The sequence below is a fragment of the Amycolatopsis sp. NPDC043887 genome (assembly GCF_056435665.1).
In genome coordinates, this window is the sequence record NZ_JBWKEB010000002.1 from 553,115 (window position 1) to 565,910 (window position 12,796).

A 12,796-nucleotide genomic window follows, 5' to 3' on the forward strand; every position below is an offset into this window, starting at 1 on the left:
ACGTGTCGCGGAACACATTCGCGGTGCGAGGAGAGCACGATGAGTACCGAAACGAACGCTCCCAGTCCGCCGGAAACGGACTGGGACAAAGCCCATGACAGCGCGGAGTTCAAGGAACTGCGGGCTCGGTTGCGCCGGTTCGTGTTCCCCGTCTCGGCGCTGTTCCTCCTCTGGTACCTGCTCTACGTGCTGCTCGCCGACTACGCGCACGGCTTCATGAGCACGAAGCTGGTCGGAAACATCAACGTCGGCCTCGTCTTCGGTCTGCTGCAGTTCGTTTCGACCTTCGTGATCACTGGGCTCTACGTCCGCTACGCGAACAAGAAACTCGACCCCATCGCGGAGAAGATCCGCACGGACATCGAGAGTGAGACCAAATGACCCTCGCCGCCGGAGTCGAGGGCAGCAGCCCCGTACTCAACATCACCATCTTCGGCCTGTTCGTGGTGGTCACGCTGTTCGTCGTGTTCCGGGCGAGCCGCAACACGAAGACGGCGTCGGACTACTACGCCGCCGGCCGCGCGTTCACCGGCCCGCAGAACGGCGTCGCCATCGCGGGTGACTACCTGTCCGCCGCGTCGTTCCTCGGGATCGCGGGCGCGATCGCCGTCTACGGCTACGACGGATTCCTTTACTCCATCGGCTTCCTGGTGGCGTGGCTGGTCGCGTTGCTGCTGGTCGCCGAACTCCTGCGCAACACCGGCAAGTTCACCATGGGCGACGTGCTGGCGTTCCGGATGAAGCAGCGCCCGGTGCGGGCCGCGGCGGCGACGTCCACGCTGGCCGTCTCGTTCTTCTACCTGCTCGCGCAGATGGCGGGGGCCGGTGGCCTCGTCGCGCTGCTGCTCGGGATCGAGAGCAAGGCCGGGCAGGCCGCGATCATCGTGATCGTCGGCATCATCATGATCGCCTACGTGCTCATCGGCGGGATGAAGGGCACCACCTGGGTCCAGATCATCAAGGCGGCGCTGCTCATCGCCGGCGCGCTGGCGATGACGCTGTGGGTCCTGGGCATGTACGGCTTCAACCTTTCCGCGCTGCTGCAGGGCGCGGTGGACAGGGCGGGCAGCGCCGGTGAAGCGCTGCTCGGGCCGGGTAACCAGTACGGCAAGACCGGTACGACGAAGCTCGACTTCCTGTCGCTGGGCATCGCTCTGGTCCTCGGTACCGCCGGCCTGCCGCACGTGCTCATGCGCTTCTACACGGTGCCGACCGCGAAGGAAGCCCGTCGTTCCGTGGTCTGGGCGATCGCGCTGATCGGCGTCTTCTACCTGTTCACCCTGGTGCTCGGCTACGGCGCCGGCGCGCTGGTCGGCGCGGACAAGATCAAGGCCGCGCCGGGTGGCGTCAACTCGGCGGCACCGCTGCTGGCACTGGAACTCGGCGGGCCGGTCCTGCTGGGCCTGATCGCGGCGATCGCCTTCGCGACGATCCTCGCGGTGGTCGCGGGACTGACGATCACCGCATCGGCGTCGTTCGCGCACGACGTCTACGCCAGCGTGATCAAGAAGGGCAAGGCGTCCCCGGATTCGGAGGTGAAGGTCGCCCGGATCACCGCGCTGGTGATCGGCGCGGTCGCGATCCTCGGCGGCATCCTCGCCAACGGGCAGAACATCGCGTTCCTGGTGGCGCTCGCGTTCGCGGTGGCGGCGTCGGCGAACCTGCCGACGATCCTGTACTCGCTGTTCTGGAAGCGGTTCAACACCCAGGGCGCGCTGTGGAGCATCTACGGCGGTCTGAGCGTGTGCGTCGTCCTGATCGTCTTCTCGCCGGCGGTCTCGGGTAAGCCCGTCGACCCGAAGACCGGGAAGAGCGCCTCGATGATCCAGGGCGTCGACTTCCACTGGTTCCCGCTGGACAACCCGGGCATCGTCTCGATCCCGGTCGCCTTCTTCCTCGGCTGGCTCGGGACCGTGCTGTCCAAGGAACACAACCAGAAGAAGTACGCCGAGATGGAGGTCCGCTCACTCACCGGTGCGGGCGCCGAGAAGGCGATCGCCCACTAGTCGCCGGGACGGTGCGGCCGGCATCCAACGCCCCCGGCCGCACCGCCCCGGTTCCCATTCAGTAAGGCAGCTTCCCCGCCGTCAGTTCGGCCAGCTTCGCGCGGAGATCGGCGCGGACCGACTTCCACAGCCCGGTGCCCAGCGAGATCCGCGCCACCCCCAGTGCGGTGAGCGCGGAGAGATCGGGGCCTCCTGGCATCGGAGCGGCGTTGACCGCTCCCGGCGCGACCGCCTTCACGAACTCGCCGAGCACCTCCGGCGACTTCACCAGGATCGGATAGACGCAGTCCGCCCCGGCCTCGAAGTACGCCTTGGCCCGCAGGATCGCGTCGTCCAGTACCGCTCGTTCGTCGGACGCGCCGAGGAAGACGTCGACGCGGGCGTTGATCACCAGTGCGTCCCCGGCGGCCGCGCGCAACTCCGCGACCCGTTCCGCCTGCGCCTCGAGCGGGCGTACCCCACCTGAAGCGTGATCGGTGTCCTCGTAGTTGCAGCCGACGGCACCCGCCTCGGCCAGCCTCGCCGCGAGTTCTCCCGCTTCGAGCCCGTACCCGCCTTCCGCGTCCACGGTCACCGGAACCGAGACCGCACGGGCGATCCGCGCCGCCGCCGCGAACATCTCGGCGGCGGGCGCGTCCTCCCCGTCCTCGTACCCGAGGACCTTGGCCACGGCGAAGGAACTCGTCGCCACAACAGGGAACCCGGCGGCTTCCACGAGACGCGCGCTGTCGGCGTCCCACGCGTTCGGCAGGAGCAGCGGAGTACCCGCGACGTGCAGTTCCCGCAGCCGAGCCGCCGTCATTCGGCGCGCTCGGGCAGCGGCGCGTGGCTGGTCACGCACATCCGGTTCCAGCTGTTGATCGCGATGGCCTCCCAGACCACGGCGCGGTACTGCTCCTCGGTGAAGACGCGGGTGGCCTCTTCGTAGACGTCGTCCGGGACGTCGTGCAGGGTCGCCACGTTCGTGATCGCCTCGGTGAGCGCGAGCGCGGCGCGCTCCTGCTCGGTGAACAGTTCGGTCTCGCGCCAGCCCTGCAGCACGAACAGCCGCCGCGGCGACTCACCCATCTGCAGCGCGTCGTGGGAGTGCATGTCGAGGCAGAACGCGCAGTGGTTGATCTGCGACGACCGCATCTTCACCAGTTCGAGGATCTTCTGGTCGACACCGGCGTTGGCGGCGGCCTTCTCGACTTCGGCCTGCAGTTTCGCCATGGCCTGGTAGATCTCGGGCACTCGCTTGCCCACATGGATTCGCTCGGTCATGCCGTCGAATCTAGCGGCGACTGGCCCACGAGTATGGTCCAGTATCATGGCGGAATCGTGGTCCAGTTCGGGAATAGACGTCCATCTGGACTGGCGTCCCGAAAGCGGCCGGAGCGGGCTCGCCGCGGCGATCCGCGCGGCCATCCGGGAGGGACGCTGGCAGGCGGGCGCCGCGGTGCCCTCCACCAGGGCACTGGCGCAGGACCTCGGCGTGGCCAGGGGAACGGTCACCAGGGTGTACTCCGACCTCGCCGCCGAGGGATACCTGCGGACCACGCAGGGCGCGCCGACCCGCGTCGCGACGGCGGGCGCGCTGCCCGCGTCACCGCCGCGGCCCGTCCCCCGCGACCCGGCGCCGCGCTGGGACCTGCGCCCCGGCAGGCCGAACCTGTCCGCGTTCCCCCGCTCCGCCTGGCTCGCGGCGACCCGGCGGGCACTGCACCAGGCGCCGATGTCGGCGTTCGACTACACGGCCGAGTCCGGTGCCCCGGAGCTGCGGGAAACGCTCGCCGCGTATCTGGCCCGCAGCCGCGGCGTGATCGCCGACCCCGCCCGCATCCTGGTGTGTTCCGGGTTCTCGCACGCGATCGCGGTACTGGCGCGGGTCCTGCACGCGCGCGGCGCGGACGAGATCGCGTTCGAGAACCCGTCGCTGCACATCTACCGGAACATCGCCGCCGCCAACGGTCCCCGCGTGGTCGGCGTGCCCGTCGACGACCACGGGATCACGGTGTCCGCTTTGGACAGTCCGGCGGTGGTGGTCACCCCGGCGCACCAGTACCCGCTCGGCGTCACCCTCGCGCCGCGGCGGCGGGCCGAACTCACCCGCTGGGCGGAGGAAACCGGTGCCGTCGTGATCGAGGACGACTACGACGGCGAATTCCGCTTCGACCATCAGCAGGTCGGCGCGCTACAGGCGCTGGCTCCGGAACGGGTCGTGTACGTGGGCACGACGAGCAAGACGCTCGCGCCGTCGCTGCGCCTGGGCTGGATGGTGCTGCCGCGGTTCCTGGTCGAGCCGGTGCGCGCGGCGCTGGCCGAGAGCGGGGCGCGGCCCGCGCTGCTGGACCAGCTGGCGATGGCCGAACTGATCGAATCGGGCGCCTACGACCAGCACATCCGCCGCTGCCGCGTCGAATACCGGTCCCGGCGCGACAAGCTGCTCGCGGCCCTGCCGGATTCCGTGCTGCCGCAGGGGATCTCGGCCGGGCTGCATTTGGTGCTCCAGTTCCCCGGCGAGCTTCCGCGGGAGATGGAGGTGCTGGCCGCCTGCCGCCGCCGCGCCATCGGGCTCGAAGGGCTCAGCGAGTACTGGATCGGCGAGCCGCGGCGCGAAGGGCTCATCATCGGGTATGGCGCCGCCGCGAAGCACGCTTTCGGCGGCGCCACCCAAGCCTTGCGCGAGGCCATCTTCGAAGTCACCTGACTCCCCGCATTTCGTCCTCTGAATGCGGTAGTACGTCCAACGAACCACCGCATTCAGAGGACGAAATGCATAAGGGGGGTCAGCAGAACCAGGGGCGCGCCCGGAGGATGTCGGTCTTCAGGACAGGGGCGCCGTCGACCGGGGCGGGGTTCTCCGGGGTCGGCTTGATGCCACCGGCGGCGACGTCGTCGAGGGTTTCGAGGCCTTCGTGACCCACGGTGCCGAAGATCGTGTAGTTCGGGCGCAGCGCGGAGTCGCCGTACACGACGAAGAACTGGCTTCCGTTGGTCGCCGGGCCCGCGTTGGCCATCGCGAGGACGCCACGCGCGTACACCTTGCGCTCGCCGGTCGGGTCGGTCGGCGCGGGCGGCAGGCCCACGGGCAGCTCGTCCTTGTACTTGTAGCCGGGGCCGCCCTCGCCGGTACCGCTCGGGTCACCGCACTGCAGCACCTTCAAGGTCGGGTACGCGGTCAGCCGGTGACACGTCGTGCGGTCGTAGAAACGGTGCTTCGCCAGGTGCAGGAAGCTCTGCACCGTGCACGGCGCCTTCGCCCGATCGAGCGTCAGGTCGATCTTGCCCTGGTTGGTCCTCAGCTGCACCGGGACCTTGCCCCGGTCCGGCGTGCGCCGGGGGTCCGGCGGCAGCGGGACCGGCCGCGCGGCAGGCTCATCCGGGGTCTGCGTGTACTGGCACGGCCCCTTCGTGACCTTCGGTGGCGCGCCCTCCGCCGACGCCGTTCCGGTGCCGGCCGCGAGCATCAGCCCTGCCCCCAGCACTGCCACAAAGACCTTCGCGATCCTCTGCACGGTTCCTGCCTCCCAGCCGTGGACGAAGAAGAGAGCATAGGGTGAATCCCCGGCGCTCACACAGGTCCGGAAGTAGGTCCGCGATTAGGGTCGAAGCCGTGGAGATCGCCGAACGACACCAATGGCAGCTGAACGCCTTGACCTTCCTGTACGCGTACACGCAGTACGTCCTCGTGCACGAGAGGGTCATGGCCGGGCTGCCGCCGGAGAAACCGGCCGAACTCGACAAGCCGCGCATGCTCAGGCTCGCCAAGGTCGTCGACGACATGATCCTCGACTTTCGCAAGGAGGACGGGCTGACCGATCTCGAACGGCGCCGGGTCGTCCGCCTCGCCAGGGAGATCAAAGCGCACGTCCGGGAGAAGTGGCCGCCTCGCGACGCGTCGCTCACCGAGTGGGTCGCCTCGGCCGCGGCGCACTTCTACTGCGAGGAGCACATCAACAACGGCTACGTCCGGATGGGCCGCGTCTTCGATCCCGACATGGCAGACAGGTTCCTGGAACGCGTGGAGTTCTGCCGGGGCCAGACCGTCACGATCACGAAGTACGCCCACAAGGTGGCCGACGGCGAGCAGCTCACCTACGGCGAGACGAACCAGCTCGAAGTCTGGAAAGAGGACGCGATCGCCCATCTGGACAATCTCGACAGCGATTTCGGTGACATCAAGATGTACGTCGAATTCTGACCGCTGCCGCACCAACAACCTCGTGAGTGGTAAGGACGGTTAGAACCGTCCTTACCACTCACGAGTCGCGAAGATCTCCGATGAGTTCTTCGGCCGCCGCGAACGGGTCGAGTTTCCGCGCGACCACGCGTTCGGCCAATTCGGTGAGCCGGTCGCCGGAGCGCAGGTCGACGAGTTCCGCGCGCAGCCGCTGCACGGCGATCGCCTCGACCTCGTCCCGGGCCCGCGCCGCACGGCGGCGGGGCAGTTCGTCGCGCCGGACCAGCCAGTCGTGGTGTTCGTCGAGCGCGCGGACGACGTCCTCGACGCCTTCGCCCCGCGAGGCCACCGTTCGCACGATCGGCTGACGCCAGCTCGGACCGCGGATCTCCCTGCGCACCAAGGAGATCATTTGCTTGAGGTCGTGCACGGTGGCGTCCGCGCCCTCGCGGTCGGCCTTGTTGACCACGAACACGTCCGCGATCTCCAGCACGCCCGCCTTGGCCGCCTGGATCCCGTCGCCCATCCCCGGCGCGAGCAGGACCACCGTGGTGTCGGCCAGTTTCACGACGTCCACTTCGGACTGACCGACGCCGACGGTCTCGATCAGCACGACGTCGAACCCGGCCGCGTCGAGGACCCGGACCGCCTGCGGCGTCGCCCACGACAGCCCGCCGAGATGACCGCGCGTGGCCATCGAACGGATGAAGACGCCCGGATCGGTGGCGTGTTCGGTCATCCGGATCCGGTCGCCGAGCAGCGCGCCGCCGGAGAACGGCGACGACGGGTCGATCGCCAGCACCCCGACCCGCAGGCCCCGCGCCCGCAGGGCCGTGAGCAGCGCGGACGTCGATGTCGACTTACCGACACCCGGCGGACCGGTCAGACCGACGACCCGCGCGTTGCCGGTGTGCGGCGTCAGCTTCGCCGCGACCTCGGGCAACCGTGGATGAGCGTCCTCGACCAGCGACAGCAACCGGGCGATCGCGCGGGGGACACCGTCCCGCGCGCGACCGACCAGTTCGTCGATGTCCAGCTGTACCGGCAAGGGCTTTACGGAACGCGGATCAGCAGCGCGTCGCCCTGGCCGCCACCGCCGCAGAGGGCGGCCGCGCCGAGCCCGCCGCCGCGACGGCGGAGTTCGTGCACCAGGTGCACGGCGAGCCGCGCGCCGGACGCGCCGATCGGGTGACCGAGCGCGATGGCGCCGCCGTCGACGTTGACCTTCTCCGGGTCGAGTCCGAGCTTGTCGGCCGAGACCAGGCCGACGGCCGCGAACGCCTCGTTGATCTCGACGAGGTCGAGCGCGTCCGCGGTCTGCTTCTCCTTGGCCAGCGCGGCCAGGATCGCGTTCGACGGCTGCTCGTGCAGGCTGGCGTCCGGACCGGCGACCACGCCGTGCGCGCCGATCTCGGCGAGCGCGGTCAGGCCCAGTTCCTCGGCCTTGGCCTTGCTCGCGACGATGACCGCGGCCGCGCCGTCGGAGATCTGCGACGCCGAGCCTGCGGTGATGGTGCCGTCGGAGGCGAAGGCGGGACGCAGCTTCGCGAGGCTTTCGGCGGTGGTGTCGGCGCGGACGCCCTCGTCCTGCGAGAAGACGATCGGGTCGCCCTTGCGCTGCGGGATCGACACCGGCGCGATCTCGACGTTGAACCGGCCCTCGGCGATGGCGGCGGCGGCGCGCTGGTGCGACCGCGCGGAGAACTCGTCCTGCTGCTCACGGGTGATGCCGTAGCGGCTGTTGTACTTCTCCGTCGACGAGCCCATGGCGACCTGGTCGAAGGCGCAGAACAGGCCGTCGTACGCCATGTGGTCGACGAGCGTGGTATCGCCGTACTTGAAACCCGCGCGGGACTTCGGCAGCAGGTGCGGCGACTGGGTCATCGACTCCTGGCCGCCCGCCACGATCAGGTCGAACTCACCCGCGCGGATGAGCTGGTCGGCCAGCGCGATGGCGTCGAGGCCGGAGAGGCAGACCTTGTTGATGGTCAGCGCCGGGACGCTCATCGGGATACCGGCGGCGACCGCGGCCTGACGGGCCGGGATCTGGCCGGCGCCCGCGGTGAGCACCTGGCCCATGATCGTGTACTGGACCGCGTCCGGCGAGACGCCGGCCTGCTCCAGCGCCGCCTTGATGGCGAATCCGCCGAGTTGCGCGCCCGAGAAATCCTTCAGGGAACCGAGCAATCGCCCGATCGGTGTACGGGCGGCACCCAGGATCACGGAACCGGACACGGCGTCCTCCAAGCATCGGCGCAAGGGCAAAGGGGGTCTTCGCGACCATACCCGGGTCGCGGGTCTCTTGATGGAGCCAGTGTGAGGCGGCGCACGCCGGTCCACTCGCTCGCGCACCTATCCTGCTCTGCATGAACCAGGCGCTGAAACCGTTCGTGACCGCCATCGACCACGTCGGCATCGCGGTACCCGACCTCGACGCCGCGATCGCCTTCCACACCGAGCATTTCGGCCTGGAGGTCGCGCACGAGGAGGTCAACGAGGAGCAGGGCGTCCGCGAGGCGATGCTGCGCGCGCCGGGCACCGCGGGGACCGAGACCGCGATCCAGCTCCTCGCGCCGCTGCGCGACGATTCCGCGATCGGCAAGTTCCTCGCGAAGAGCGGCCCCGGGCTGCAGCAGCTGGCGTATCGAGTGTCCGATGTGGACGCTGCCGCCGCGGCGCTGCGCGCGCAGGGACTGCGGCTGCTCTACGACGAGGCGAAGCGGGGGACATCCAACAGCCGGGTGAACTTCGTGCACCCCAAGGACGCCGGCGGTGTGCTCGTGGAACTGGTCGAGCCCGCGAAAGACGGTCACTGACCCCGCGTCAACGCTGAGGCGATGAAGAGGACCTCGCGGTCGATCTCGGCGGGGTCCCCGTCCTCGGTGTGCCGCGCTGTCGCGTGACGGTGGCTGACCGCCCGCGCGAGCAGTCCCGACGCCGAATCGACGTCGGCGATGGCGACCTTGCCGCCCGTCGCGGCGACGATCACGGCCTTCACCTGCCGGACGAGTTGCTGGAAGCGTTCGGCCAGCGCGTCGCGGACCGCGCGGTGCGTGTCGGCCTCGCGCCACAACAGGTGTGACAGCGCCAAGGACCGGTTGAACCGCCTGTCCAGTTCGACGACGAGGCCGCGAAGACTGCCCGCGAGGTCGCCGGGGACGACCACGACGGCCGGTTCGATCCGGGCGTCGGGCAGTTCGGCGACCAGCGCGGCCAGCAGATCCGACTTACGCCGGAAGTAGTAGTGCACCAAGCCTTTCGGCACGCCCGCCCGCTCCGCGATCCGCGAAGTGGGCGTGGCGTCGAAACCGGATTCGGCGAAGAGCGCCTCCGCGGCCCGCAGGATGCGCTGTTTCGCCGAATCCTCTTTCACGCCGTTTCCTCCTGGGTCAGTGCTGCCCCGCCGTCCGGTGCGTCGCCTGGGCGATCGGCATCGCCGCCGCCCCGGCCACCACGGTCAGGACGCCGCCGATCCAAGCGGTCCAGGACGCGCCCATGAAGTCGGCGTATCCCATCACCCAGGGCGAAATGAACAGCAGCGCGCCCAGGACGATCTGAATGCCTTCGCCGTAGACCATGCCAGGCATCGCAAGCGACGCGAAACCGTCTAGGGCGACCAGCGCGCCGAGAATGACGAGCGTCCACATGGCGGTGTTGTCCGTGGTCATCCAGAGGGGTGAAAGCGCGACCACGACACCGATGACCACCTCCGCCCAGTCATGGGGACGGGTCCAAGGGCGCGTCGTGGGTTCGTTCATGCGTGCTCACCTCCGAAAATCGGCTGAACCTGCAGGTCGGAGAGATCTCCACAGCCCATGGTCCGCTTGGTTGGCCGGCCGGTCAAGACCGGTCGATAACACTTCGGGATGTGTACGTGCTCCACGTCTCGTACAGTTGTGGACCTGGTTACCCATGAGTAATTTGGGCGAACCACTCTTTGCCGGTGAGGCCACATCGGCGCAGTGGCGCCACACGCCGTCCACCACCCCATTCGCGGAGGTTCCGATGTCGCAGCTCGGCGAGATCCAGCAGGCCATTCTGAACGATGACCTCGGCGCCGTGGCGTCGCTCGACGTGCCGGAGTCCTATCGCGGGGTGACCGTGCACAAGGACGAGGCCGGCATGTTCGAAGGCCTCGAAAGCCGCGACAAGGACCCGCGCAAGTCCCTGCATGTCGACGAGGTCCCGACGCCGGAACTCGGCCCCGGCGAGGCGCTGGTCGCGGTCATGGCGAGCGCGATCAACTACAACACCGTCTGGACCTCGATCTTCGAACCGGTCTCGACGTTCAAGTTCCTGGAGCGCTACGGGCGGCTCTCGCCGCTGTCGAAGCGCCACGACCTGCCCTATCACGTCGTCGGCTCGGACCTGTCCGGCGTCGTGCTGCGCACCGGGCCCGGCGTGCACAACTGGAAGCCGGGCGACGAGGTCGTCGCGCACTGCCTCAACGTCGAACTCGAGGGCCCGGACGGGCACAACGACACGATGCTCGACACCGAGCAGCGGATCTGGGGTTTCGAGACGAACTTCGGCGGGCTCGCGGAGATCGCGCTCGTGAAGGCGAATCAGCTGATGCCCAAGCCGGGACACCTCACCTGGGAGGAAGCCGCCTCCCCCGGCCTGGTGAATTCCACGGCCTACCGCCAGCTCGTCTCGCGCAACGGCGCCGACATGAAGCAGGGCGACGTCGTGCTGATTTGGGGCGCTTCGGGCGGCCTCGGCTCCTACGCGACGCAGTACGCGCTCAACGGCGGCGCGATCCCGGTGTGCGTGGTCTCCAGCCCCGAAAAGGCGGAGATCTGCCGGAAGCTCGGCGCGGAGCTGATCATCGACCGCAACGCCGAGGGCTACAAGTTCTGGAAGGACGAGCACAACCAGGACCCGAAGGAGTGGCAGCGGTTCGGCAAGAAGATCCGCGAGCTGACCGGCGGCGAGGACCCGGACATCGTCTTCGAGCACCCGGGCCGCGAAACCTTCGGCGCGTCCGTCTACGCCGCGCGCAAGGGCGGCACGATCGTCACGTGCGCGTCGACTTCCGGCTACATGCACCAGTTCGACAACCGCTACCTCTGGATGAACCTGAAGCGGATCATCGGCAGCCACTTCGCCAACTACCGCGAATCGTGGGAGGCGAACCGGCTGATCGCGAAAGGTCTGATCCACCCGACGCTGTCGAAGACCTACTCGCTCGAGGACACCGGGCAGGCCGCGCTGGACGTCCACCGCAACGCGCATCAGGGCAAGGTCGGCGTGCTCGCCCTTGCGCCGGAAGAAGGTCTGGGTGTCCGGAACCACGAGCTGCGCGAAAAGCACATCGACGGGATCAACGCTTTCCGGAACGTTTAGCGCGCCGAACCGTGGTTTCGCCGCGCGTTGCGTGGGTGCTCACCCTTCCGTGACTCCAGCTCGACTACGGTAGAAGGATGAGCCTTGGCGAGGAACGGGAGCTAGTGCCGCTGGGAGCCGGCTTCGACGTGGCGAAGCGCGGTTACAGCCGTGCGCAGGTCGACGAACATCTCGAACGGCTGGACGCCGATCTGAAGATGCTCACCGCCGATCGCGATGCCGCCATCGGACAGGCGGGCGACCTGGCACGGCAGCTGGAGATCGCGCGCGGCGAGATCGCGGACCTGCGCGGGCAGGTCGACAGGCTCGCCCAGCCGCCGACGAGTGTCGAAGGCCTTTCCGAGCGCCTGCAGCGCATGTTGCGGCTCGCGCAGGACGAGGCCGCCGACACCAAGGCGCGCGCGGAAGCCGAAGCCGGGCACATCCGCGCCAAGGCGGAGACCGACGCGAGCGCCATGCGGGCCCGCTACGAGCAACTGCTCAACGAGCTCGACCTCCGTCGCAAGGAGATGGAGGCCGAGCACCGCGGCGTGCTGGAGAAGGCTCGCGCCGAGGCGAAGGACATCACCGACAAGGCGAAGGCCGAGCGCGACAAGCTCGACGCCGAGGCGCAGCAGCGCCGCACGCAGGTCGAAGAGGACTTCGAGATCGCGATGGCGTCGCGGCGCACCGAGGCCATGCACGCGCTGGCCGAGCAGGAGGCCGCGAGCAAGGCCGAGGCGGCCCGCCGCGTCCGCGAGGCCACCGAGGACGCCGCCGCCATCCGCGCGAAGGTGCTCGAAGAGGAGACGGCGGCCAAGGCCGACATCGAGCGCCGTCAGCGCGAGTCCGTCGCCGACGCCAACAAGCGCAAGCAGGACTCGATCACCGAGGCCAACGCCCGGCTCGCCGAGGCGGCCGACGAGGCACGCCGCCGCGTCCGGCAGGCCACCGAAGAGTCCAACCGGCGGATCACACAGGCCACCGAACGGGTCGAAGCGCTCCGCAAGGTGCGCTCCAGCCTGGCCGAGCAGGTCCGCTCCGCGCGGGCCGCGCTCGCCGAGGCGACGCACGTGCTCGGCGACGAACCGCATGTCCCGGCGGACCTGAAGGCGAAGCCGTCGCCCGACGCGGAAGCCACCGTGCAGCTCCGGACGGCCGATGTGCCGAAGGCCACATCCGGCGCGAAGCCTTCACCGCGACCTGCGGCAGCGCAGAAACCGACTGGCGAGTAACCTTTTCACCCGACCGTGCTCACGGCGGCCTGCGAGGCCGCCGACGAGCGGTTATCGTCGCTGCTCGC

At 69.1% G+C, this 12,796-nt stretch carries 14 protein-coding genes; 7 read left to right on the plus strand and 7 right to left on the minus strand.

What is annotated here, in order from left to right; genetic code table 11:
• The first annotated feature begins 39 nt into the window (after window positions 1-39).
• Window positions 40-381 carry a DUF485 domain-containing protein gene (locus AC069H_RS07765; protein WP_340683592.1) on the plus strand — a complete coding sequence of 114 codons (342 nt, stop codon included), beginning with the start codon at window positions 40-42 and terminating at the stop codon, window positions 379-381.
• Complete coding sequence (locus AC069H_RS07770) at window positions 378-2,006, plus strand: solute symporter family protein (protein WP_478231729.1); 1,629 nt, start codon at window positions 378-380, stop codon at window positions 2,004-2,006. The genes AC069H_RS07765 and AC069H_RS07770 overlap by 4 nt, the downstream gene beginning before the upstream one ends.
• Window positions 2,007-2,064: 58 nt before the next feature.
• Here AC069H_RS07770 and AC069H_RS07775 read toward each other — a convergent pair whose 3' ends face one another.
• Both AC069H_RS07775 and AC069H_RS07780 read right to left on the minus strand, forming a co-directional pair.
• Window positions 2,065-2,808: an isocitrate lyase/PEP mutase family protein gene (locus tag AC069H_RS07775; RefSeq protein ID WP_478231730.1), complete on the minus strand. Its 744-nt coding sequence runs from the start codon at window positions 2,806-2,808 to the stop codon at window positions 2,065-2,067.
• The gene (locus AC069H_RS07780; protein ID WP_007031709.1) at window positions 2,805-3,269 is read right to left on the minus strand and encodes a carboxymuconolactone decarboxylase family protein; all 465 of its coding nucleotides are present in this window, start codon (window positions 3,267-3,269) and stop codon (window positions 2,805-2,807) included. The genes AC069H_RS07775 and AC069H_RS07780 overlap by 4 nt, the downstream gene beginning before the upstream one ends.
• Before the next feature lie 46 nt (window positions 3,270-3,315).
• Between AC069H_RS07780 and pdxR the strand changes: the two genes are divergently transcribed.
• Entirely contained in the window at window positions 3,316-4,695 is a 1,380-nt protein-coding gene (gene pdxR / locus AC069H_RS07785) for a MocR-like pyridoxine biosynthesis transcription factor PdxR (protein ID WP_478231731.1), read from the plus strand.
• 79 nt (window positions 4,696-4,774) lie between these two features.
• Here pdxR and AC069H_RS07790 read toward each other — a convergent pair whose 3' ends face one another.
• Complete coding sequence (locus AC069H_RS07790) at window positions 4,775-5,455, minus strand: peptidylprolyl isomerase (RefSeq protein ID WP_478228579.1); 681 nt, start codon at window positions 5,453-5,455, stop codon at window positions 4,775-4,777.
• 146 nt (window positions 5,456-5,601) lie between these two features.
• On the opposite strand from AC069H_RS07790, the gene AC069H_RS07795 reads away from it, so the two are divergent.
• Window positions 5,602-6,189: a hypothetical protein gene (locus AC069H_RS07795; RefSeq protein WP_478231732.1), complete on the plus strand. Its 588-nt coding sequence runs from the start codon at window positions 5,602-5,604 to the stop codon at window positions 6,187-6,189.
• A gap of 58 nt (window positions 6,190-6,247) precedes the next feature.
• Here AC069H_RS07795 and meaB read toward each other — a convergent pair whose 3' ends face one another.
• A complete protein-coding gene (gene meaB, locus AC069H_RS07800) occupies window positions 6,248-7,216 on the minus strand; it encodes a methylmalonyl Co-A mutase-associated GTPase MeaB (protein WP_478228543.1) in 969 nt (322 codons plus the stop codon).
• A 5-nt stretch (window positions 7,217-7,221) separates the two neighbouring features.
• The gene (locus AC069H_RS07805) at window positions 7,222-8,403 is read right to left on the minus strand and encodes an acetyl-CoA C-acetyltransferase (protein ID WP_478231733.1); all 1,182 of its coding nucleotides are present in this window, start codon (window positions 8,401-8,403) and stop codon (window positions 7,222-7,224) included.
• A gap of 131 nt (window positions 8,404-8,534) precedes the next feature.
• Between AC069H_RS07805 and mce the strand changes: the two genes are divergently transcribed.
• Window positions 8,535-8,984, plus strand: a complete 450-nt coding sequence (mce, locus tag AC069H_RS07810; protein WP_410652210.1) for a methylmalonyl-CoA epimerase — start codon at window positions 8,535-8,537, stop codon at window positions 8,982-8,984.
• On the opposite strand, the gene AC069H_RS07815 is transcribed toward mce, so the two are convergent.
• Window positions 8,978-9,541, minus strand: coding sequence for a TetR/AcrR family transcriptional regulator (locus AC069H_RS07815; protein ID WP_125673592.1), 564 nt, complete (start codon window positions 9,539-9,541; stop codon window positions 8,978-8,980). The two genes, mce and AC069H_RS07815, sit on opposite strands and share 7 nt — an antisense overlap.
• Before the next feature lie 16 nt (window positions 9,542-9,557).
• Window positions 9,558-9,926, minus strand: a complete 369-nt coding sequence (locus AC069H_RS07820; RefSeq protein WP_478228546.1) for an SPW repeat protein — start codon at window positions 9,924-9,926, stop codon at window positions 9,558-9,560.
• Window positions 9,927-10,173: 247 nt separating this feature from the next.
• Here AC069H_RS07820 and ccrA point away from each other — a divergent pair, with 247 nt between their 5' ends.
• Window positions 10,174-11,514 (plus strand): crotonyl-CoA carboxylase/reductase, encoded by a 1,341-nt coding sequence (gene ccrA / locus AC069H_RS07825; RefSeq protein WP_340683600.1) that lies wholly within the window; start codon window positions 10,174-10,176, stop codon window positions 11,512-11,514.
• Window positions 11,515-11,591: 77 nt separating this feature from the next.
• Window positions 11,592-12,728: a coiled-coil domain-containing protein gene (locus AC069H_RS07830; protein WP_340683601.1), complete on the plus strand. Its 1,137-nt coding sequence runs from the start codon at window positions 11,592-11,594 to the stop codon at window positions 12,726-12,728.
• Window positions 12,729-12,796: the final 68 nt, after the last annotated feature.

Coding starts and splice junctions, on each gene's coding strand:
- AC069H_RS07765 (WP_340683592.1), top strand. CDS start 40: ATGAGTACCGAAACGAACGCTCCCAGTCCGCCGGAAACGGACTGGGAC.
- AC069H_RS07770 (WP_478231729.1), top strand. CDS start 378: ATGACCCTCGCCGCCGGAGTCGAGGGCAGCAGCCCCGTACTCAACATC.
- AC069H_RS07775 (WP_478231730.1), bottom strand. CDS start 2,808: ATGACGGCGGCTCGGCTGCGGGAACTGCACGTCGCGGGTACTCCGCTG.
- AC069H_RS07780 (WP_007031709.1), bottom strand. CDS start 3,269: ATGACCGAGCGAATCCATGTGGGCAAGCGAGTGCCCGAGATCTACCAG.
- pdxR (WP_478231731.1), top strand. CDS start 3,316: ATGGCGGAATCGTGGTCCAGTTCGGGAATAGACGTCCATCTGGACTGG.
- AC069H_RS07790 (WP_478228579.1), bottom strand. CDS start 5,455: ATGCTCGCGGCCGGCACCGGAACGGCGTCGGCGGAGGGCGCGCCACCG.
- mce (WP_410652210.1), top strand. CDS start 8,535: ATGAACCAGGCGCTGAAACCGTTCGTGACCGCCATCGACCACGTCGGC.
- AC069H_RS07820 (WP_478228546.1), bottom strand. CDS start 9,926: ATGAACGAACCCACGACGCGCCCTTGGACCCGTCCCCATGACTGGGCG.
- ccrA (WP_340683600.1), top strand. CDS start 10,174: ATGTCGCAGCTCGGCGAGATCCAGCAGGCCATTCTGAACGATGACCTC.
- AC069H_RS07830 (WP_340683601.1), top strand. CDS start 11,592: ATGAGCCTTGGCGAGGAACGGGAGCTAGTGCCGCTGGGAGCCGGCTTC.